This window comes from Caballeronia sp. GACF4 (genome assembly GCF_023631025.1).
In the GTDB taxonomy this organism is placed as follows: domain Bacteria; phylum Pseudomonadota; class Gammaproteobacteria; order Burkholderiales; family Burkholderiaceae; genus Caballeronia.
The window spans coordinates 187,252-205,209 of the sequence record NZ_JALQDW010000018.1 but is presented as its reverse complement, the minus strand read 5'-3'; the positions used below and the strand labels follow the sequence as shown (position 1 = coordinate 205,209).

Below are 17,958 nucleotides of genomic sequence, written 5' to 3'. Positions count from 1 at the left end.
TCAATGAGTGTACGGACGCGTCAACGCGCATTCGGGATTCAGCCGCACGCCGAAGCCCGGCGTCTCCGGCACCTTCATGCGGCCGTTCACCGGAACGGGTTCGTCGAGCAGCAAGGGCGTGAACATCGGCACGACCTGATCGGCTTTCTCGGCCATCATGAGGAACTCGGCGAACGGCGAGTTGTGACGCGTCACCACGAAGTGATAGCTATACACCGACGAACCGTGCGGCACCACGAGCACGTTATGCGCATCCGCGAGCGCCGATATCTTGATGAGCTCCGTGATGCCGCCGCACCAGCCGACATCCGGCTGCACGAGGTCCGCGCAGCCCATCTCGAAGAGCATGCGAAAACCCCAGCGCGTGGCTTCGTGTTCGCCCGTCGTCACCATCATGCCGCCTGGCACCGCGCGGCGCAGTTCGGCATAGCCCCAGTAATCGTCGGGCGGCAGCGCCTCTTCGATCCATTTCAGGCCATACTCGCGCGCCGCGTTCGCGAGGCGCTTCGCGTAGTTGAGGTCGAGGCTCATCCAGCAGTCGAACATGAGCCAGAAGTCGTCACCGACTTTCGAGCGCATGTCGGCCAATTTGGCGATGTTCTTCGCGAGCCCTTCCTCGCCTTCGGCCGGTCCATGCTGCAAAGGCATCTTGCCGCCGATGAAACCCATCTCCTTGGCGAGATCCGGCCGCGCGCCGGTTGCATAGAACTGGAGTTCATCTCGCACCGGGCCGCCGAGCAACTGGAAGACGGGTTCCTGGCGCACCTTCGCGAGCAGGTCCCACAACGCCAGATCGACACCCGATATTGCGTTGAGCACGATACCCTTGCGCCCGTAGTACAGCGTCGCGAAATACATCTGATCCCACATCTTTTCGATATCCGTCACGCGCTGCCCTTCTAGGAAGCGCGCCAGATGCTTCTCGACGATGAATGCGCCGATCTCGCCGCCCGTCGTCACCGCGAAGCCGACCGTGCCGTCGCTTGCCTCGATCTCCACGACGAGCGAGCCGAGCACGTTCAGTCCGAACGACTGACGGCTCTGGCGATACTCGGGATAACGCGCCATCGGCGTCGAGATGTGATCGTCGATCCAGTGGTTAGCGCCCTGGTCGTGATAATCGGCGCCGCCGCCGCGAACGGTGAAAGCGCGCACTTGGCGAATGGTGGGCATGGACATGAGTGTCTGTCTCCGTTTGAAGGCGTTGTTGTTCAGGATGCGCTGGCGGGTTTGGCGCGGGCATCGCGCGAGGCGTCGCGCTGCGGCACGCGCACGAAGGCGACGATCACGAGCGCGGCCAGGACGCTCGCCGCGCCGAGCACCATGAGTCCGGCGCTGGTCGAATGAAATGCGGCTTCGGCGGCGGTGCGGGCCATCGGTGCAAAGAATCCGCCGAGGCCGCCCAACGAGTTGATGAGCGCGATGCCGGCCGCCGCGGCCGCGCCAGTGAGATAACGCGTCGGGAACGTCCAGAAGAGCGGCTGGGCGGCGATGAATCCGCTCGCGGCGCAACACAGCGCGAAAAGCGATACCACCGGCGTTCCCGCAATGCCCGACACGACGATCGCGACGCCCGACATAACGAGCAACGCGATAGCGCACACGCGATGCTTGCCGGTGCGATCCGCATAACGCGGCACGATCCACGTGACGACGACGGCCGCCACCCACGGCAACGCGGTCACGAGTCCGACACGAAAGCCGACCTTGGTTCCGAGCAGCGCGGACACTTGTTGCGGCAGATAGAACACCACGCCATAGACGGCTGCCTGGATCAGGAAATACGCGCAGCACAAGACCAGCACGCGCGGATCGATGAGCGCCGCCAGCACGCCACGCGGTCCGTGCGATGACGCGTTGCGGGCGTCGTCATCGAGACGCGCGACGAGCAGCGCGCGTTGATCCTGAGTGAGCCAGCGTGCGCGGGCGGGGTCGTCGTCGAGATACCAGAACGCCCAGACACCAACGATCGACGCGAGCAGGCCTTCGACCAGAAAAAGCCATTGCCAGCCCGAGAAGCCGAGCGCGCCGTGCAAGTCCAGCAGCAATCCGGACAAAGGCGCACCGAAGATGAACGCGAGCGGCGCGCCGAAGTAAAACACGCCGAGCGCACGCGCCCGAGCGCTTTGCGGGAACCAGCGCGTCAGGTAATAGACGATGCCGGGAAAGAATCCGGCTTCCGCCACGCCGAGCAGAAAGCGCAACGTGTAGAAGGTCGTGGCGTTGTGCGCGAAGGACATCGCCGCCGAAACAAGACCCCACGTCACCATGATGCGGCACATCCACAGCTTCGCGCCCACGCGATGCAAGAGCAGATTGCTCGGCACCTCGAAGATTGCGTAGCCGACGAAGAACACGCCCGCGCCGAACGCGAACGCGGCATTGGTGAGGCCGGTGTCCTGCTGCAGCGCCTTCTGCGCGAAACCGATGTTCGCGCGGTCCAGAAATGCGAGCACATACATGAGCAGCAGAAACGGCAGCAGCCGGCGCATCACGCGGGACGTGACGGCGCCTTCCGCGCTAACGGAGTCATTCATGTCTCTCTCCAGGTCGCCTTGCTTTTTTATGATGGCGATCGAGCAATCACGGCGATATCAATAAGTCGCGCGTCCGCCCGACAGATCGAACACCGAGCCCGTGCTGAACGCGCAGTCTTCCGACGAGAGCCAGAGAATCAGCGACGCGGCTTCCTGCGGCTGAAGAAAGCGGTTCATCGGGATTTTGGACAGCATGTAGTCGATGTGCTGCTGCGACATCGAATCGAAGATTTCGGTTTTGGCGGCGGCCGGCGTGACCGCGTTGACGAGAATGCCCTTGCCCGCGAGTTCCTTGCCGAGCGACTTGGTGAGTCCGATCAGCCCGGCCTTCGACGCGCTGTAGTGCGAGGCGTTAGGGTTGCCTTCCTTGCCCGCGATGGACGACACGTTGACGATGCGCCCGTAACCCGCCTTCAGCATGTGCGGAACGACGGCGCGGCAAGTGAGATACGGCCCGATCAGATTGACATCGACGACGCGGCGCCAGACATCGGGAGCGAGTTCCCAGGTCGTGCCGTTGCCGCCGGTGATGCCTGCGTTGTTCACGAGGACATCGATATGGCCGTGCGCGGCGAGCGCTTTCTGGACGGCCGCCTCGATGGAGGCTTCATCGGTGAGTTCGACGACTGCGTCGCTCACCTTGCGGTCTTCGTGCTTGGCGGAGAGTTCCGCAGTCGTGCGTTGCAGCCGTTCGCCGTCGACGTCCCACAGCACGACATCCGCGCCCGATTCGAGCGCCCGTTGCGCCACCGCGAGGCCAATGCCGCGCGCGCCGCCTGTTACAACCACCGTGCGGCCCGCCAGATCGATCCGGTTCATCCTTTCGTCTCCTTGTTGTTGCGTCATTCATGCAAGAAATGAATGCCGTGAGACGCACTATAGTCCCACGGCAATAGCGCAACAATTCGAAAGGGCAATCGTTCGATAGCGAAAGCGGATCGGCTGGCTTATCGACGAGCAGGTTTTGCGTCGCGTGAGCGAAGTTTGAACATGCGCCGAGGTGTCTCGGGGTGGACCGCAGTCCCAGACCTTTCCAAGTGCTGGTCGTGAAAGGCGCGGTCGGCGAACATGGCAAAGGCAAATAAAGCGGCGATGCCGATTGGGCTAAAGAAAAGAATGGCGACGAACACGAGAAACTCCTTAAACTGGCTGCATCGCAGTATAAAGCGATAATCTCGGTCAACTTATCCCCAACTTCGCAAAACGCCGTTTAACTATCGAAGCGACTTTTTAAGATGGAGCCGATTCCGAATATTCAAGTAGCGTTCGCAGCCATCGTCGGGAACGCGCGTTGCTCTAGCTCTTCACGGTCGCATTGACCAGACGATAAATCGGGCCGCGCCCGAACATTACTCACATAAGAAAGCATGTTCACACCGAAAGCCTGTACTGCCACTTGCGTACTCGACGGAATGCCCGTCACGCTCACGTACTTCCCCGACACCACGCTACTGCGCATCACCGACGCAACCGGACACTGCGTCCGCGAGACGCGCTGGCCCGCGCCGTGGCGCACGCTGCTTGCCACCTTGCGCGAATTCAGTGGACGCGACGCCGAAAGCCAGCTTTCCACGCTGCTCGACGAAATGCCCGTCGTGCAAAAATCCGCGCGCCAAACCGCGCCCGCATTTGCCTGAAACCGCCGCAACCGATGCCTGTTGCGCAATCGAGCGTCGCGGCTCGCGACGCCGATCCGACGTCCCTGGCGGGTCGATCGGCAACACTTACGCACGCCTCGTAAACCACGATCTTCAATGAGCGCCAACGAACGACGGCAGCAATCGCACGAAAGTAAAATGCAAGCTCATTGTCGATCGTCCGCCGGTCCGTTTTGAGTTCGCTTAGCCGCGCCCTTTACAATGTGGCACTCAGGCGTCTTGCCTCGCGCGAACCGCTTCCTTGTCGACACCCCTCTACGCATTTGGCTGTATGGTCACTGAAACGTCTTCATCGGAATCGCTCGCCGTCGCTGAGCGCGTGCGTGAGCTCATGGCCCGCCACGGTATTGGCAAGCGGCAGCAAACCGCGGAACTGTGCCGCATCCTCGACCTGAGTTTTTCGCAAGGGCACCGCAAACTGCGCGGTAACAGCCCGTGGACGCTCGCGCAAATTCGCAAGGTCGCGGACGCGTTCGACGAAGCCGCGCTCAAGCTCTTCGAACCCATCGACACGCGCGCCGACGAAAGTGAAGGCACGGCGCACGACGCGGTGCTCAAGATCGGCTCGCTGGAAATTCCCTGCATGACGTGGGTCGGAAATGCGCTGGACGCGGGCAGCCGGCCCGACTTCATCGCGCAGAAGCTGAATAACCGCTGGATCGTCTCGCGTCACGAAGGCGTGCTGCTTCACGAAGCGTTCGACGTCCACAAGATCGAGATCCTGCCGCGCCGCGCGGATATCGAGAAGCCGATCATCGCCGTAGTCGACGACGATCACGCTTCCGCCGACAATCTGCACGACTATCTGGAATTCAGCGGCTTCACGGCTATGGCTTACTACGGGCTCGACGCGTTCCACGAAGCGCTGCAAGTGCAGGTGTTCGATGCCGTGGTGATCGACTGGCTGTTCGGCGTACACACGTCAGCCGGCGCCATCCGCGACGTGCGCGAGTCGGACAATCCGGATGCGCCCATCTTCGTGCTGACAGGCGAATTAACCACCGGCAAGGCGAGCGAGTCCGAAATCAGCCAGGTGATTCGCGACTACAACGTGACGTGTTTCGAAAAACCGGCGCGGCTCGGCATTCTCGTCGCGGATCTTTCCAAGCGGCTTTTGCGTAGTTGAGTCCGCTCACGCCGCGCGCCGCCGCACCGTCACGGCGCGGTGCACGGCGCCTTTCAGCACGTCATAGCGCACGGGCTTCAGCAAATAATCGAAGAAGAGAATCGCCGCGCGCGGGTCGACGAGTTCCGGCGCGTAGGCGCTCACCGCGATGATCGGCACGCTCGCGCCCGGCGAAAGGCGCGCGCGATATTCGTTGGCGAACGAGTAGCCGTCCTTGCCCGGCATGTGCAGGTCGGCGAGGATCACATCGGCGTCGTTGGCGCGCAGCCATGCGAGTGCGCTGTCCACATCGGGCATTGCGACTGTCCAATAACCCAGGTGCGTGAGCATTTCCGTCAATGAATCGCGGATCGCTTCGTGGTCGTCGATCACGAGGACGCGCGATCTGCCGCTGGCGGGCGTTTCCATCGCTTCATCGCGCGGCTCCGGCAAGTAGTCCACCGATACCGCCGGCAGACTCACGCGAAACGCCGCGCCCTGCCCGACTTCGCTCGATACCTCGATCGTCCCGCCCAGCAAATTCACCAGGCCGCGCACGACCGCGAGACCCATGCCCGCGCCGTCGAAGCGCCGCGTGCTGGACGAATCCAGTTGCGTGAACTCCTGAAAGATGAGCGGCAATTGTTCGCGAGAGATGCCGGGTCCGGTATCCACCACGGAGATGTCGAGGCGCTTGTCGGCGCGCACGAAATGCACGTCGATGGAACCTGCCTCCGTGTATTTGACGGCGTTGGTCACAAGGTTGGTCACGATCTGCCGCACGCGATGCGGGTCCGATTCGAGCGGCCCGCGCGCGCCTTCGAATCCGCCGCGTAACGCAAGACCTTTCGCGTTAGCCGCGGGCGTGTTGGCATCGACGATTGAATCGAGCAGTTCCGCGGGATCGAACACGGCCATGCGCAGTTCGAGCTTGCCCGCGCCGAGACGCGCGTAGTCGGTGAGATCGCGCATCTGCGCTTCGAGATGGCGCGCGCCTGCTTCGAGCCGCTGAATGATCTTGCGATCCGCCTCGGCGCGCAGATTCAGCCCGAGAAGCTCGACCGACGAGACGATGGCGTGCAGCGGCGTGCGCAGTTCGTGGCTGATCATGCCGAGGAACGTGTCTTTCGCGACGCCCGCCTCGCGCGCGGCGCGGGTCGCCTGATGCTCGGCGCTGAGCGCGGCGCGTTGCTGCTCGATGAGACGCGTGCGCCGGTAGCCGTTGAACAGCAATAGCGCCGTGGCCGCCGCCGATAAAAGCCCAAGCAGAATGCCACCGTAGATCAGATACGTGCGCTTCTTTTCGAAGTCGCGCACCACGGAATCGCGCCCGACGATTTCCATCAGACGCCGGCCGCTCGCGAGTTCCGCGACGGCGGGCGCATTCTGCCGCAACACGCCGATGGTGCGCAGCGTGCGTTGATGGTCGGCGCGCAATGCCTCGACATCGGTTTCGACCGAGCCGAGCGCGGTGTCGATCTGCCGGAGAATTTCCTGCTGACGATTGCGCAGCGTGTCGTGTCCGGCGAGCAGATCGTTCGATTCCGCGACCTGCTTCAGCCGCGCGCGTAGCTGCCGGTAGCTTGCGCGCACGGCATCCGCGTCTTCATCGATTCCGCCACGGAACAGCAGCACCTGGCTCTCGAAACGCTCGTAGTCGATCTGAAATTGCGCCGCGTCCCAATAGAGACCGTCGTAAGGCAGCGCGAAGCGATGCGAATCGCGCGCCAACAGCCCCGAATACAGCATGTAGCCGACCGCGCCGATAGGCGGTGCTACCGCGAGCACGATCAGCGCCGCGTACCAGAAACGGCGAAACCACGGCCTTCCGGGCATGCCGGGCGCGGCAGGTTTGGCGGCTATGACGGACATTGCTTTATGGCAGCGCTTCGATGGCGGCTGCCGCCCGCTCCGACGCGACCACGATCAGCTTCATGGTCGCGCGCGTCGCGCCGACGAAGACTTTGCGCGCGGCTTGTTCATCGAGCACGTCGAAGTCGACTTCGGTGAGGATCACGCACGGCGCGGATTGTCCCTTGAAGCGATAGATCGATTCGAGCAGCACGTCGCCCTCGCGATACTCCGGATTGCCGAACAGATCGTACGTGCCGGTGAACGCGCGCAACCGATGCGGCCCGAGATGATCGACGGGCGTGAGCGCCGAACCCTCGCGCCCGCGAAACGACAGCACCGCGATGTCCTGCTTGCGAAAGCCGAGCGAGAGCGCCTGCGTGATGGCGCGCTTGGTCGCCTCGATCACTTCGTCGGAATGGCCGTTCTCGTAGGTGGCGATAGTCACGTCCGAGCCATCGAACGGACTGCCCGCATCCAGCCGCGCGCCCGGACCGACGATCTTGCGGATGAAGCCCAGAAGATCGCGCGGACTGCGGTAATTGGTCGTCTCGCGCAGAATGGTCCAGCCGGGCAGCGGCACGGGCTCGCGCAGATACAGGTTCTGCATCGGATCTTCGAGCCACCACCACGCGCCGTCCGGATTCAGCAACCGTTCCAGCGGTTCGACCCATCCCGGCTGAAAATCCTGTCCCTCGTCAACGATCAACACATCCGTCTTCCAGTGCTCGGGCACGGGCACGGCGGCGAAGCGTTCTTCGAGCGTCGCGAAGACATCGGGCTGGGAGAAGTCGGGCGGACTGCCGGCATCGCGCGCCACCGAGGCGCTCAGCTGATGATAATTCGCGATCCTCGCCTCTTTCGGCGCAATCGCGCGGATATGATCCGCGAGCGGCCGGTTGAAGCATACGTACAGCACGCTCTTGCCCGCCGCGAGCGAGTCGCGCATGACGCGCACGGCGAGTTGCGTCTTGCCCGCGCCGGCGGTTGCGATCACGCGCAAGCGAAACGGCGAAAACTCCAGCCGGCGCGCCCATGTCGCCAAACCGCCTGAAAGGCGCGTGACGAGCGTGTTGGCTGCGCCGACGAGCGCGTTGGTATCGGGCGTGAGCGAGAGTTCATCGGCGAGAAAGTGATGGATGCGCGCGGCCGACTCGAAGCGCGGCTCGTCGGGCGGCAGAATCTCCAGCACGACTTTCGGCAGTTGCGCCTTGCGGCTTGCATCGACGATACGTCCGGGCGGCACGCCGGCAATGGCCGCGTCCTTCACCGTGTAGTCGGGGCAATACAGCAGTTCCTCTATGCGATACGTTCCCGCGCCGAACGCCGCCGTAAAGCGCCGATGCAGATTTTCCAGCGTGCGCGCGAGTTGAATGGCGACGTTGCGTTCCTTCTGCAAGTAGACCTTCACGAGCCCCGCGCTGGTTTCGCGCAGGAAACCGGCTTTCTGCTCGATCATCAGCACGCGGCCCGATGGCGCGACCACCACGAAATCCGCTTCGCCGAAGACGGAGAAGCCTTCGTTGACGCGCGTCCAGTGTACGCCGTGATACACCGTGTAGTCCTCGGGCAGCTTTTCCAGCAGCGCGAGCGTTTCGAGCTCGCGGGCCGCTGCGCCGGTTGCTTCCAGGTTCTTCCAGTCGTCGGGAACGATTCGAGCCATGCTTGCCTTGGAGCTTGGTTGCATCTGCGATGAAGTCGCGCTTCATTGTACGCAACGGCGCGCGCCGAAGCGTCGGGCGCTATCCGACGCTATCCCGCGAGATCGTAACGGCCGCCGCGCTCGAGCGCACGCTGATATGCAGGCCGCGCGTGAATGCGTTCGAGAAACGCGCGCACATGCGGCAAGCTCTTCGCGCCCGCGCGCTGACTGCCGGCTTCGAGCGGAAAGCTCATTTGCACGTCGGCGGCGCTGAAAGTGTCGCCCGCGAACCATTCGGACTTCGCGAGTTCGCTTTCGATATAACCGAAGTGCAGCTTCAATTGCGGATCGATGAAACTGGTCTGCATGGTCTGCGCGATCCGGCGGCCGATCGGCTTCACGAAGAACGGCATCTTCGCGCTGCCGATGCGCAAGGCCACGAGCTTGAGCAGCAACGGCGGCATGGCCGAGCCTTCGGCGTAATGCATCCAGTAATTGAAGCGCACGCGTTCCGGCGATGCGCCATGCGGCGGCGAGAAACGCCCTTCGCCGTAGCGATCGACGAGATACTCGAGAATGGCGCCCGATTCCGCAATGGTCTGCGCGCCATCCGTGATGACCGGCGACTTGCCGAGCGGATGCACGGCGCGTAATTCGGGCGGCGCGAGCATGGTGTTGCGATCGCGCTCGTAACGCTTCAACTCGTACGGGACGCCGAGTTCTTCGAGCATCCAGAGGACGCGTTGCGAGCGGGAATTATTGAGGTGATGGACGGTGAGCACGCTGTTGCCTCGTATTGTTATCGTGAGCGTTGGTATGCGACTTGCAAGCCGACACCACGCGAGCATACGTCGAAGGATAATGTCCGCGCGCCCGAGGGCGCATCTCTTTCACACGCACACAGGGACAACAGGAGAAACCGTGACGCTGATCATTTATCTGGTGGGCTGGCTGATTTTCATCGGCGGCGTAGCGTGGGGGCTCGTTGCCATGCACGTGTCGCAACATACGATCGCCATCGTAGCCGTCATCCTGCTCGGCATCGCCGTCATTACCGGCGCAACGCGCGCCCGCAATCGCGACCGCTCGTAGCCGCTTATCGCCTGCCTTTTCCCGCTGTCTTGCGCTTGCAGCCGACGCCGCTCGCGCAAGACAAACGCGAATTCAAGTCACCACACGTGCCGACAGCGCGTCTTGAATCAGCGCCACCAGTTCATCGGGATGCGCGGGCTTCGTCATGAAATGCTGGAATCCTTCGCCGATACTTCGTAATCGGTATTCGTCGCCGTCGTGTCCTGTCAGCGCGATGGCCACGGAAGGCGGGAGATTGCCCCGTATTTCGTGGTCGCGCAAACGTTGCACGAGGTAGAAACCGTCCATTCCGGGAAGGTCGAGATCGCATATCACCGCATCGGGAAGATTCCGGATCGCGGCTTCCGCGCCGTCTTCGGCGTCGGCTACGGCGATCACATCGGCGCCTTCTTCTTCCAGCAAAATTTGCAGTGATGCCCTGCTTTCGGGATCGTCTTCGACCAGCACGATCCGCGTGTGCCCCAATCTTGCTACTTCGTTCATGATGTTCTTTTCGACTGCCTAAAACGGAATTCTCGCGCACGGTCTCCACGGCTCGCCGCTCCTGACTGCCTGGGCAACCTCGCGTCGACTGCGCGCACCAAGCATACGTTGACAAGAAAACGCGGCGGGAATTCCGAACGCACCGTGTTCTATGCTGCGCGTGCACCGGTGCGGAATGCCGCGCAGTATGTCTCGCGCCGGGACAACGGGGGTAATGCCGGTCTCGGCGCACCGAAATCGAGCAAGAACCGGACCGGTCTCCGGCGTCGCCCGCAGACCCTTGACTGGCGGCGCTTTCAGCGTTTTTTTAGTGGCGCACCGGCCGGTAAAGCCGCACGACCGTGTAATTAAAACCGCAGCCATGCCCCGATTTCTCATCAGACATTTAGGTTCGCGGCGGAATCGGGGCGCGTGGAAGACGGCTGCGGCGCCTGCGACGTCTGCAACAGCGCGCGATATTCCGTCGGCGTAATTCCGATCGTCGCCTTGAACTGCCGCGTGAAGGCGCTGTGATCGGTGTAGCCGCATAACGCTGCCACGTCCGTCACCTTGTTGTCGTTTGAGACGAGCAGTGCGGTGGCGGCATCGAGCCGCGTCTTCAGCAATACCTGGCGCGGTGTCAGGTGAAAGACCTTGTGAAAATATCGTTCGAGCTGCGCGATCGACATGTTCGCCATCTGCGCGAGTTGCCGCATGTTGAGCGGCTGCACGAAATTTTCCTGAATGTGCTGCACGACCGCCGCGAGCCTGCTGTAGGCCGGATGCGTGCCTTCGGCCGCTTGCAGATCGCGCGAAATACCCGCGAGACCCACGATTTTGCCCGTCGCATCGTGCAGCGGCTGTTTGCAGGTCATGCACCAGCCGGGCTCGCGGCCGGGATACAGATGCAATTCGAGTTGATCGATGAGCTGAGTGCCCTGCGCGATGATCGCCTGATCCTGCGCCGTATAGATGCGCCCGAAGCGGCTCGGAAAAACGTCCTCGGCGGTTCGGCCGAGCAGCGCGGACTTGTCGTCCTTGTGGCCGCAGCGGCGCGCGAGGGTGCGGTTGACCATCGCGTAGCGCGCGTGGCGATCTTTCACGAAGAACACGATATCGGGCATCGCGTCGAACACCGGCGCGAGCAGCGCGAAGTGCGCGAGCATGGCGCCGAGCGTCGATGCAGGCGAGGCATCGGCTGCGGGTTCTTCGTCGGGAAGGCCGGGCGAGGTTGGCATGCGTTTTCGGTTGGGCTGACTTTGAACGCGATGCGGGTGATTATAGGAGCGAGTGCATCAGGACAAAATTGAGCGTGGCGTCTGCCTTGCATGGCGGCTCATGCGTGAGCGGGCGTCGGTTCTTGAAGTTGGCGTTGGCGTTGGCGTTGGCGTTGGCGTTGGCGTTGGCGTTGGCGTTGGCGTGAAGCGTATCGCGGCACGGCTTCATCACGCTAGTACGCGGTTCATCGGCCGCCAAGACCTCAATCCACCGCGCCTTCGTCGAGTTCCGCCATCAATGTATCGATGCGAACTGGCGCGAACGGTGGACGCGTCATCGGGCGTTCCCAGCCGAAATACACCGACGCCGCCTCGCCGCAAATGCGTCCCTGGCACGCGCCCATGCCGCAGCGCGTCTGCAGCTTCGCATCGCGCCAATTGGCATGCGCCGCGACGTCGCCAAAGCGCACGTCCTCGCAGCGGCATATGAGCGTGTCGGCGGATGGCGGCGTGCGTGCGGCGGCACCCAGCTCGAAAGCGCGCTCGACGCGCCCAGCAAACGCACGCCAGCGCCCGCGTTCGCGCACGAGACGCATGTCGATGGCGAGCCCCAGCGCCGCGCGCGCCGCAATCAATCCTTCGACGCGCGCCAGCTCCATGCCGCCGATGCCCGTGCATTCTCCGGCGGCGAACACCGCATCGAGCGAAGTGCGCTGAGTGTCGTCGACGCAAAGGGCGGCGGTATCGGCGAATGCGCAGCCTAGCGCCTGCGCGAGCGTCGTATTCGGCACGAGCCCGTAACCGCACGCGATGCGATCGGCTTCGATGACTCGCTCCCGACTGCCAGTGCGGATCGTGACGGCTTCAACGCGCTCACGCCCGTGCGCCTTCACGACGACACCGCCCGTCCGATAGCCAGCCGTCCCAAGCGCCATGGCCTGCGCGAGCTTCGCGGGCGTCACCGCAAGTGACGCGACAAAACGCGCGATGCGCCCAAAACGCGCCTGCTCGATGACCGCGAGAACTTCGGCGCCGTGACGGCGCGCGGTATCGGCGGCGGCGAGCAGTAGCGGACCGCTTCCCGCCACCACGACGCGCTGCCCGCGCACCGGCATCCCGCTCTTGATGAGCGCCTGCAAGCCGCCCGCGCCCGTGACGCCGGGCAACGTCCAGCCCTCGAACGGCAACAGACGCTCGCGCGCGCCGGTCGCGAGAATCAGCTTCGACCATGCGATTTCGAGCGATGCCGTCTGCTGCTCCAGCAGGAGCCGCTTGTCGCCGGAGACGGCGGCCACTTTGGTCGAGCTCAAGCGTGTGAGATTCGGGCGCGTGGCGGTATCGGCGAGCCAGTGACGAAGTGGATCGGCGAGCGCTGCCTGCGGACCCTGCCGCCAGATCTGACCGCCGGGACGCGGGTTATCGTCGATGAGCGCGACCCGCGCGCCCGCGCGCGCGGCTTCCTGCGCCGCCGCGAGCCCCGCCGGCCCCGCGCCGACGATCGCGAGATCGAACATTTCGGGCGTCATCGCGGCGTCGCCATCGTCTGGATGACGAGGCCTTCGTCACACAACGTCTGACAGCCGAGCACATGCGCGCGGCCCGTCACGATGACGCGGCACTCCTGACAGACGCCCATGCCGCAGAGCGCGGCGCGCGGCTCGCCCGAAACGGAGCGGCGCGTGCCTGCGATCGAGCGCATCGCGAGCGCGGCGGCGATGGTGGTGAAAGCGGCGACGTCGAGCGCTTCACCGTCGATGAAGATGCGGACGGTTTCAGCCATCTGGACGATCTTGTAAGAGCGCGAGCGGACCCGGCGCTTCGCCGTCGATGGCGCCACGCCCGGCAGCAATCGTCGAGGCATTCCTGCTTGCAAGCTTGGAAAGCCAAAGCGGCCACGCGAGCGGCAAGCGCGCAATCTCAACCATCGACCGGCTCCCGCGCAAACCGCTGCGGCGAAAACGCAGCCGCGTAAGGCGCTTGCATCGCGCCGAGAATCTGATCCGCCAGCAACGCGGCAGTGCCGAGCGAAGTCGTGACGCCCAGCCCTTCATGCCCGGCCGCAAGCCACAACCGATCGCCCGCATACCGCGCCGGGCCGATCAGCGGCATGCCGTCCGGCGTCGCCGCGCGCAAACCGGTCCACGCGCGAATCGCGTTGAGCGCGCCGATGCCCGGCAAAAACCGCGACGCGCGTCTGAGCATGAGCGCGAGCACGCGGGCATCGATGGCCGGATCGACTTTGCCGAACTGCCGCGAAGAGCCGATCAAAATCTGTCCCGTCGGCCGCGGCTGCGCGTTGAACGCCACCGACACGCCGCGCGCGTGATGCGCGCTCTTGATATACCCGAGTTCCGCCACCTGATGCCTGATCGTGCCCGGATAACGATCCGTGATCAGCAGATGTCCCTTCTTGGCTTCGAGTGACACACCATCGATCAACTCCGCCGCCGCGATCCCGTTGGCGACGACCACATGCGCCGCGTGACGCCGCTCGCCGCCGCGAAGCGTGATGCTCGCGGCGCTGTCGGTGGCGGCGACGCCAGCGACCGCGCAGCCGGTGACGACGCGAATGCGCGCGGCGCCTTCGGAGCGCGTCAGCAGCCATTGCGCGGCTGCAGGCGCATAGACGATGGCGTCGTCATCGACGAGAACGCCGCCTCGCAGCGCGTGACTCAGCGATGGCTCCGCCTCGCGCAAGCCGGTCGCATCGAGCAAATGCGCGCGCACGCCGCCTGCCGCGAAGGCATCGCGCATGGTTTGCGCCGCGTCGAGTTCCTCGTCGTCTTCGGCGGCCCAGACGGTGCCGCATCGCACGAAGGCGTCGCGTTCGCGCAAATGCGGCGCGAGCGCCAGCCACAAGTCGCGCGACGCGCGGGTCAGCGCGAATTCGGCGGCGGAATCGTTCATCACGACGATATGCCCCATGCCCGCCGCCGTCGCGCCGCCGCCGATACCCCGCGCATCCACGACATCGACCACAAGCCCGCGCGCAGCCAGTTCCGCCGCGCACGCCGCGCCGACGATGCCCGCGCCGACGACGATCACATCCGCCGACATGTGCGTCACGCGGCAACGCTCGCCGGAATGCCGCGCGCGAACGGATCGCGCTCGTCGAACACGAGCCGCCCTTCGCCCATGACGTGCGCAAAGCCGGTGATCGTCGGCACGATCTCGCCTTGCGCGTGCTCGTAACTCGCCTCGAACACGCTGCCGATGATGCTTTCCTGCCGCCAGATTTCGCCCGGCGCGAGCAATCCGTCCGCCGCGAGACACGCGAGCTTCGCGCTCGTGCCGGTGCCGCACGGCGACCGGTCGTACGCGCTGCCTGGGCACAGCACGAAGCTGCGGCTGTCGATGCCCGTCGAAGGCGAATCCGCGAACAGTTCGATATGGTCGATGTACGCTCCCGCCGCGCCCGTTATGCCCTGCGCCTGCAGCGCTTCGCGAATCGCATCGGAAAATGCCGTCAACTCCGCGATACGCGCGCCGTCGAGCGTGCGTCCGTGGTCCGCGACGAGGAAAAACCAGTTGCCGCCCCACGCGACATCGCCCGTGAGCGGACCGTAGCCGGGCACATCCACCGTCACCGCGCGCCGATGCCGGTATGCCGGCACATTGCGCACGCTGACGCTGCCGTTCGGATTGAGCGTGGCATCGACGGGACCGACGGGCGTATCGATACGATGCCGCCCCGCCGCTATCCGTCCCGCATGCGCCAGCGACGCCACGAGCCCGATGGTCCCGTGCCCGCACATGCCGAGATAGCCGACGTTGTTGAAGAAGACGACGCCCGCAGTCGCGGTGGGGTCGTCGGGCGCGCAAAGAAGCGCGCCGACCATGACGTCGGAGCCGCGCGGCTCGGTGACGATGGCGCGGCGCCAGTCGTCGAAACGCGTGCGAAACGTCTCCAGCCGTTGCGCGAGTGTGCCGTCGCCCAAGTCCGGACCGCCCGCGGTGACGAGGCGGGTCGGCTCGCCGCCCGTATGCGAATCGATGATGTCGATGGTTTTCATGCTGCCTATCCTAAAAATGCGCGCGGCAGGCGTCTTGGAGCGGCTACGCGATTTCGATGACGATATCGGCATAACCCGCCCTCGCCCGACGACGCTCGCCGGAGCCCGCGCGCGCTGTGCCGAAATCGGCACGCGCCGCGCGCGAAACGCGCAAGACGCCTTGTTTTGCCGTGCTTAAACTGCACAGCGTTCAAACATTTTCGGAGAGCCGCCGTGTCGCATATCTGGGAAGGCGTGATGCCCGCCGTCACCACCAAGTTCAACGCCGATTTCAGCATAGACCGCGCGTGGACGAAGAAGAACATCGAAGCGCAGATCGAGGCTGGCGTGGACGGCATCATCGTGTGCGGCTCGCTCGGCGAAGCTTCGACGCTTTCGCTCGACGAAAAGCTCGACGTTCTCGATATCGCCGTGGACGCGGCGCGCGAACGCGTGCCGGTACTGCTGACCATCGCGGAAAACAGCACGCTCGACGGCTGCCGCCAGGCGGCGCGCGCGGCGAGCCGGGGCGCGAAGGGCTACATGATGCTGCCGGGTCTGCGTTATATGTCGGATCGGCGCGAGACGCTCAACCATTTCCGCATGGTCGCGGATGCAAGTCCGCTGCCGATCATGGTCTACAACAATCCGCTCGCGTATGGCGTCGATGTCACGCCGCGCATGTTCGCGGAACTGGCCGAAGACAGCAAATTCGCGGCGATCAAGGAATCCAGCGGCGACGTACGGCGCATTACCGACCTGATCAACGAAGTCGGCGACCGCTACGCGCTCTTTTGCGGCGTCGACAATCTGGCGATGGAAGCCATGCTGATGGGCGCGCACGGTTGGGTGGCTGGCCTCGTGTGCGCGTTTCCGCGCGAGACCGTGGCGATCTACAAGCTTTTGCAGGCGGGACGCATGGAGGAAGCGCGCGCGATTTACCGCTGGTTCGCGCCACTGCTCGCGCTCGACGTGTCGCACAAGCTCGTGCAGAACATCAAGCTCGCGGAAACGATCGTCGGCCTTGGCACGGAGCCGGTACGCCCGCCGCGACTTCCGCTTGCCGGCGACGAACGCAAGGAGATCGAAGCGCTGATCCGGCGAAGTATCGAAACGCGGCCTGAATTGCCGCGGCTCTGATTTCGCCGAACAAAGCGATGCCGTCTCGCGACGGAATCCATATGTGAAAGCGTGAGTCTTTCAAGGCAAACGCAAAAATGCCGTCTCGCGACGGCATTTTTACTTGGTGCTCTTAAGGAGCAATACGGGCATGCTCGGGTTCAACCCGCTCGTCGCCGGTTTCCTCGCCATCGCCATACAGATGCAACAGGCGATAACCGCTCTTGTACACCGGCTGCAGGCGGAAGTGATTGACCGGCTCGATTTCCAGCGCCAGACGCAGACGCGACACGTGACTGTCGATAGTGCGCGTGGTTTCGCGGAACTCGCGACCCCAGACCATCGCGAAAATATGATCGCGCGACAGCACGCGACCGATATTCGAGAAGAACAACTGGGCGAGGCGGAATTGCGTGCCGCTCAACTGCACCGGACGGCCGCGCACCGTGACGGCTTGCTGACGCGAGTCGAAGCGATACGGCCCGACTTCGAGGCAAGCGCTCGACGTGGTTGGATACGCCCGGCGGATCAGCGCTTCGATGCGCGCGCCGAATTCGCCCGGGCGCACCGGATAAACGACGTAATCGTCCGCGCCTGCCGTCAACGCGCAAACGACGTTGTGTTCGGCGCCGTCGGGCGTGGCGAACATGACCGGCACGCGCTCGCCGAAACTGGAGCGCACGGATTTGAGCAGGTCGAGACCGCACAGACCGGATGAATTCCAGTCGAGAATGAGCAGATCGACCGTGGAACGCGAGAGCGCCTTGGACAACTGAAGGCCGTCGCCAAAGGTCACGCACGCGTGACCAAGCCGCTTGACGACGTCGCTGATGAGATTTCTATAACTTGGGTCGGTTTGCAAAACGGCGACGCGCATAGGGTCTGGCCTGATGAGTCTGAGGGGCAATAAGCAGATGCCTTGTCGAACGGGCACCGCAGGACGTCTCGTTACAGACTGAGACGGTTAAATACAGGCGGCATTCTGGGCAGACCTGTTTCCCTTTCCCATCGGACTCATCCGAATTTGTCAACGCATGTGACGATTTCGACACCGTGTCGCACGCACAACCATCTCGAAAATAGATCGGCCGTTCTGCCGGAGGTGGCCTTTCATCCTGTAACATCGCGCGTCTGGCTTGAACGTCCCCGTTTGCGAGCTCTTACCGATGTCTCGCAAAGGAACGCTGCCGCGCGACTCCGAGTCGTTCGCGCAGCGCGGCCGCCGGGCGCGATACGATAATGCGTCCGTCGGGCTCATCATCCGGTCCTTGATTCGCGCTCAC

The 17,958-nt window shown here is 63.9% G+C and carries 19 protein-coding genes; 4 read left to right on the top strand and 15 right to left on the bottom strand.

What is annotated here, in order from left to right; translation table 11 throughout:
• The 4 genes from rhmD to NCR40_RS15995 all read right to left on the bottom strand — a co-directional run bounded on the left by rhmD (nucleotide 1) and on the right by NCR40_RS15995 (nucleotide 3,667).
• A complete protein-coding gene (gene rhmD, locus NCR40_RS16010) occupies nucleotides 1–1,179 on the bottom strand; it encodes an L-rhamnonate dehydratase (RefSeq protein ID WP_244828420.1) in 1,179 nt (392 codons plus the stop codon).
• A gap of 32 nt (nucleotides 1,180–1,211) precedes the next feature.
• Nucleotides 1,212–2,537 carry an MFS transporter gene (locus NCR40_RS16005; protein ID WP_250509942.1) on the bottom strand — a complete coding sequence of 442 codons (1,326 nt, stop codon included), beginning with the start codon at nucleotides 2,535–2,537 and terminating at the stop codon, nucleotides 1,212–1,214.
• 57 nt (nucleotides 2,538–2,594) lie between these two features.
• Entirely contained in the window at nucleotides 2,595–3,356 is a 762-nt protein-coding gene (locus NCR40_RS16000; RefSeq protein ID WP_250466764.1) for an SDR family NAD(P)-dependent oxidoreductase, read from the bottom strand.
• Nucleotides 3,357–3,484: 128 nt separating this feature from the next.
• Nucleotides 3,485–3,667 carry a hypothetical protein gene (locus NCR40_RS15995; RefSeq protein ID WP_250509941.1) on the bottom strand — a complete coding sequence of 61 codons (183 nt, stop codon included), beginning with the start codon at nucleotides 3,665–3,667 and terminating at the stop codon, nucleotides 3,485–3,487.
• Nucleotides 3,668–3,904: 237 nt separating this feature from the next.
• Between NCR40_RS15995 and NCR40_RS15990 the strand changes: the two genes are divergently transcribed.
• Both NCR40_RS15990 and NCR40_RS15985 read left to right on the top strand, forming a co-directional pair.
• On the top strand, nucleotides 3,905–4,174 hold the full coding sequence (locus NCR40_RS15990; RefSeq protein ID WP_250493258.1) for a hypothetical protein: 270 nt from the start codon (nucleotides 3,905–3,907) through the stop codon (nucleotides 4,172–4,174).
• Nucleotides 4,175–4,466: 292 nt separating this feature from the next.
• A complete protein-coding gene (locus tag NCR40_RS15985; RefSeq protein WP_244828425.1) occupies nucleotides 4,467–5,321 on the top strand; it encodes a helix-turn-helix domain-containing protein in 855 nt (284 codons plus the stop codon).
• 6 nt (nucleotides 5,322–5,327) lie between these two features.
• Here NCR40_RS15985 and NCR40_RS15980 read toward each other — a convergent pair whose 3' ends face one another.
• From NCR40_RS15980 to NCR40_RS15970, 3 genes are all read right to left on the bottom strand, one after another.
• Nucleotides 5,328–7,172: an ATP-binding response regulator gene (locus tag NCR40_RS15980; protein WP_250509940.1), complete on the bottom strand. Its 1,845-nt coding sequence runs from the start codon at nucleotides 7,170–7,172 to the stop codon at nucleotides 5,328–5,330.
• Nucleotides 7,173–7,176: 4 nt separating this feature from the next.
• Nucleotides 7,177–8,814 (bottom strand): ATP-binding domain-containing protein, encoded by a 1,638-nt coding sequence (locus tag NCR40_RS15975; RefSeq protein WP_250509939.1) that lies wholly within the window; start codon nucleotides 8,812–8,814, stop codon nucleotides 7,177–7,179.
• Nucleotides 8,815–8,903: 89 nt separating this feature from the next.
• On the bottom strand, nucleotides 8,904–9,575 hold the full coding sequence (locus NCR40_RS15970) for a glutathione S-transferase family protein (RefSeq protein WP_250466759.1): 672 nt from the start codon (nucleotides 9,573–9,575) through the stop codon (nucleotides 8,904–8,906).
• Between the two features lie 139 nt (nucleotides 9,576–9,714).
• Here NCR40_RS15970 and NCR40_RS15965 point away from each other — a divergent pair, with 139 nt between their 5' ends.
• Complete coding sequence (locus NCR40_RS15965; protein ID WP_244828429.1) at nucleotides 9,715–9,885, top strand: hypothetical protein; 171 nt, start codon at nucleotides 9,715–9,717, stop codon at nucleotides 9,883–9,885.
• Between the two features lie 72 nt (nucleotides 9,886–9,957).
• Here the strand turns inward: NCR40_RS15965 and NCR40_RS15960 are convergent, their stop codons facing one another.
• The 7 genes from NCR40_RS15960 to NCR40_RS15930 form a co-directional block, all read right to left on the bottom strand.
• Nucleotides 9,958–10,368: a response regulator gene (locus NCR40_RS15960; RefSeq protein WP_244828431.1), complete on the bottom strand. Its 411-nt coding sequence runs from the start codon at nucleotides 10,366–10,368 to the stop codon at nucleotides 9,958–9,960.
• Between the two features lie 377 nt (nucleotides 10,369–10,745).
• Nucleotides 10,746–11,585 carry an AraC family transcriptional regulator gene (locus NCR40_RS15955; RefSeq protein WP_250509938.1) on the bottom strand — a complete coding sequence of 280 codons (840 nt, stop codon included), beginning with the start codon at nucleotides 11,583–11,585 and terminating at the stop codon, nucleotides 10,746–10,748.
• A 40-nt stretch (nucleotides 11,586–11,625) separates the two neighbouring features.
• Nucleotides 11,626–11,823, bottom strand: a complete 198-nt coding sequence (locus tag NCR40_RS15950; protein ID WP_250509937.1) for a hypothetical protein — start codon at nucleotides 11,821–11,823, stop codon at nucleotides 11,626–11,628.
• A 4-nt stretch (nucleotides 11,824–11,827) separates the two neighbouring features.
• Nucleotides 11,828–13,090 carry an NAD(P)/FAD-dependent oxidoreductase gene (locus NCR40_RS15945; RefSeq protein ID WP_250509936.1) on the bottom strand — a complete coding sequence of 421 codons (1,263 nt, stop codon included), beginning with the start codon at nucleotides 13,088–13,090 and terminating at the stop codon, nucleotides 11,828–11,830.
• Entirely contained in the window at nucleotides 13,087–13,344 is a 258-nt protein-coding gene (locus tag NCR40_RS15940) for a (2Fe-2S)-binding protein (RefSeq protein WP_250510282.1), read from the bottom strand. The genes NCR40_RS15945 and NCR40_RS15940 overlap by 4 nt, the downstream gene beginning before the upstream one ends.
• Before the next feature lie 137 nt (nucleotides 13,345–13,481).
• Complete coding sequence (locus NCR40_RS15935; protein WP_250510281.1) at nucleotides 13,482–14,621, bottom strand: NAD(P)/FAD-dependent oxidoreductase; 1,140 nt, start codon at nucleotides 14,619–14,621, stop codon at nucleotides 13,482–13,484.
• 5 nt (nucleotides 14,622–14,626) lie between these two features.
• Nucleotides 14,627–15,577 carry a 4-hydroxyproline epimerase gene (locus NCR40_RS15930; protein ID WP_284507785.1) on the bottom strand — a complete coding sequence of 317 codons (951 nt, stop codon included), beginning with the start codon at nucleotides 15,575–15,577 and terminating at the stop codon, nucleotides 14,627–14,629.
• A gap of 213 nt (nucleotides 15,578–15,790) precedes the next feature.
• Between NCR40_RS15930 and NCR40_RS15925 the strand changes: the two genes are divergently transcribed.
• Nucleotides 15,791–16,696, top strand: a complete 906-nt coding sequence (locus tag NCR40_RS15925) for a dihydrodipicolinate synthase family protein (protein WP_250509935.1) — start codon at nucleotides 15,791–15,793, stop codon at nucleotides 16,694–16,696.
• Nucleotides 16,697–16,808: 112 nt separating this feature from the next.
• On the opposite strand, the gene NCR40_RS15920 is transcribed toward NCR40_RS15925, so the two are convergent.
• Complete coding sequence (locus NCR40_RS15920) at nucleotides 16,809–17,552, bottom strand: response regulator transcription factor (RefSeq protein ID WP_250509934.1); 744 nt, start codon at nucleotides 17,550–17,552, stop codon at nucleotides 16,809–16,811.
• Nucleotides 17,553–17,958 lie beyond the last annotated feature (406 nt).

Coding starts and splice junctions, on each gene's coding strand:
- rhmD (WP_244828420.1), bottom strand. CDS start 1,179: ATGTCCATGCCCACCATTCGCCAAGTGCGCGCTTTCACCGTTCGCGGC.
- NCR40_RS16005 (WP_250509942.1), bottom strand. CDS start 2,537: ATGAATGACTCCGTTAGCGCGGAAGGCGCCGTCACGTCCCGCGTGATG.
- NCR40_RS16000 (WP_250466764.1), bottom strand. CDS start 3,356: ATGAACCGGATCGATCTGGCGGGCCGCACGGTGGTTGTAACAGGCGGC.
- NCR40_RS15990 (WP_250493258.1), top strand. CDS start 3,905: ATGTTCACACCGAAAGCCTGTACTGCCACTTGCGTACTCGACGGAATG.
- NCR40_RS15985 (WP_244828425.1), top strand. CDS start 4,467: ATGGTCACTGAAACGTCTTCATCGGAATCGCTCGCCGTCGCTGAGCGC.
- NCR40_RS15980 (WP_250509940.1), bottom strand. CDS start 7,172: ATGTCCGTCATAGCCGCCAAACCTGCCGCGCCCGGCATGCCCGGAAGG.
- NCR40_RS15975 (WP_250509939.1), bottom strand. CDS start 8,814: ATGGCTCGAATCGTTCCCGACGACTGGAAGAACCTGGAAGCAACCGGC.
- NCR40_RS15960 (WP_244828431.1), bottom strand. CDS start 10,368: ATGAACGAAGTAGCAAGATTGGGGCACACGCGGATCGTGCTGGTCGAA.
- NCR40_RS15955 (WP_250509938.1), bottom strand. CDS start 11,585: ATGCCAACCTCGCCCGGCCTTCCCGACGAAGAACCCGCAGCCGATGCC.
- NCR40_RS15945 (WP_250509936.1), bottom strand. CDS start 13,090: ATGACGCCCGAAATGTTCGATCTCGCGATCGTCGGCGCGGGGCCGGCG.
- NCR40_RS15940 (WP_250510282.1), bottom strand. CDS start 13,344: ATGGCTGAAACCGTCCGCATCTTCATCGACGGTGAAGCGCTCGACGTC.
- NCR40_RS15935 (WP_250510281.1), bottom strand. CDS start 14,621: ATGTCGGCGGATGTGATCGTCGTCGGCGCGGGCATCGTCGGCGCGGCG.
- NCR40_RS15930 (WP_284507785.1), bottom strand. CDS start 15,577: ATGAAAACCATCGACATCATCGATTCGCATACGGGCGGCGAGCCGACC.
- NCR40_RS15920 (WP_250509934.1), bottom strand. CDS start 17,552: ATGCGCGTCGCCGTTTTGCAAACCGACCCAAGTTATAGAAATCTCATC.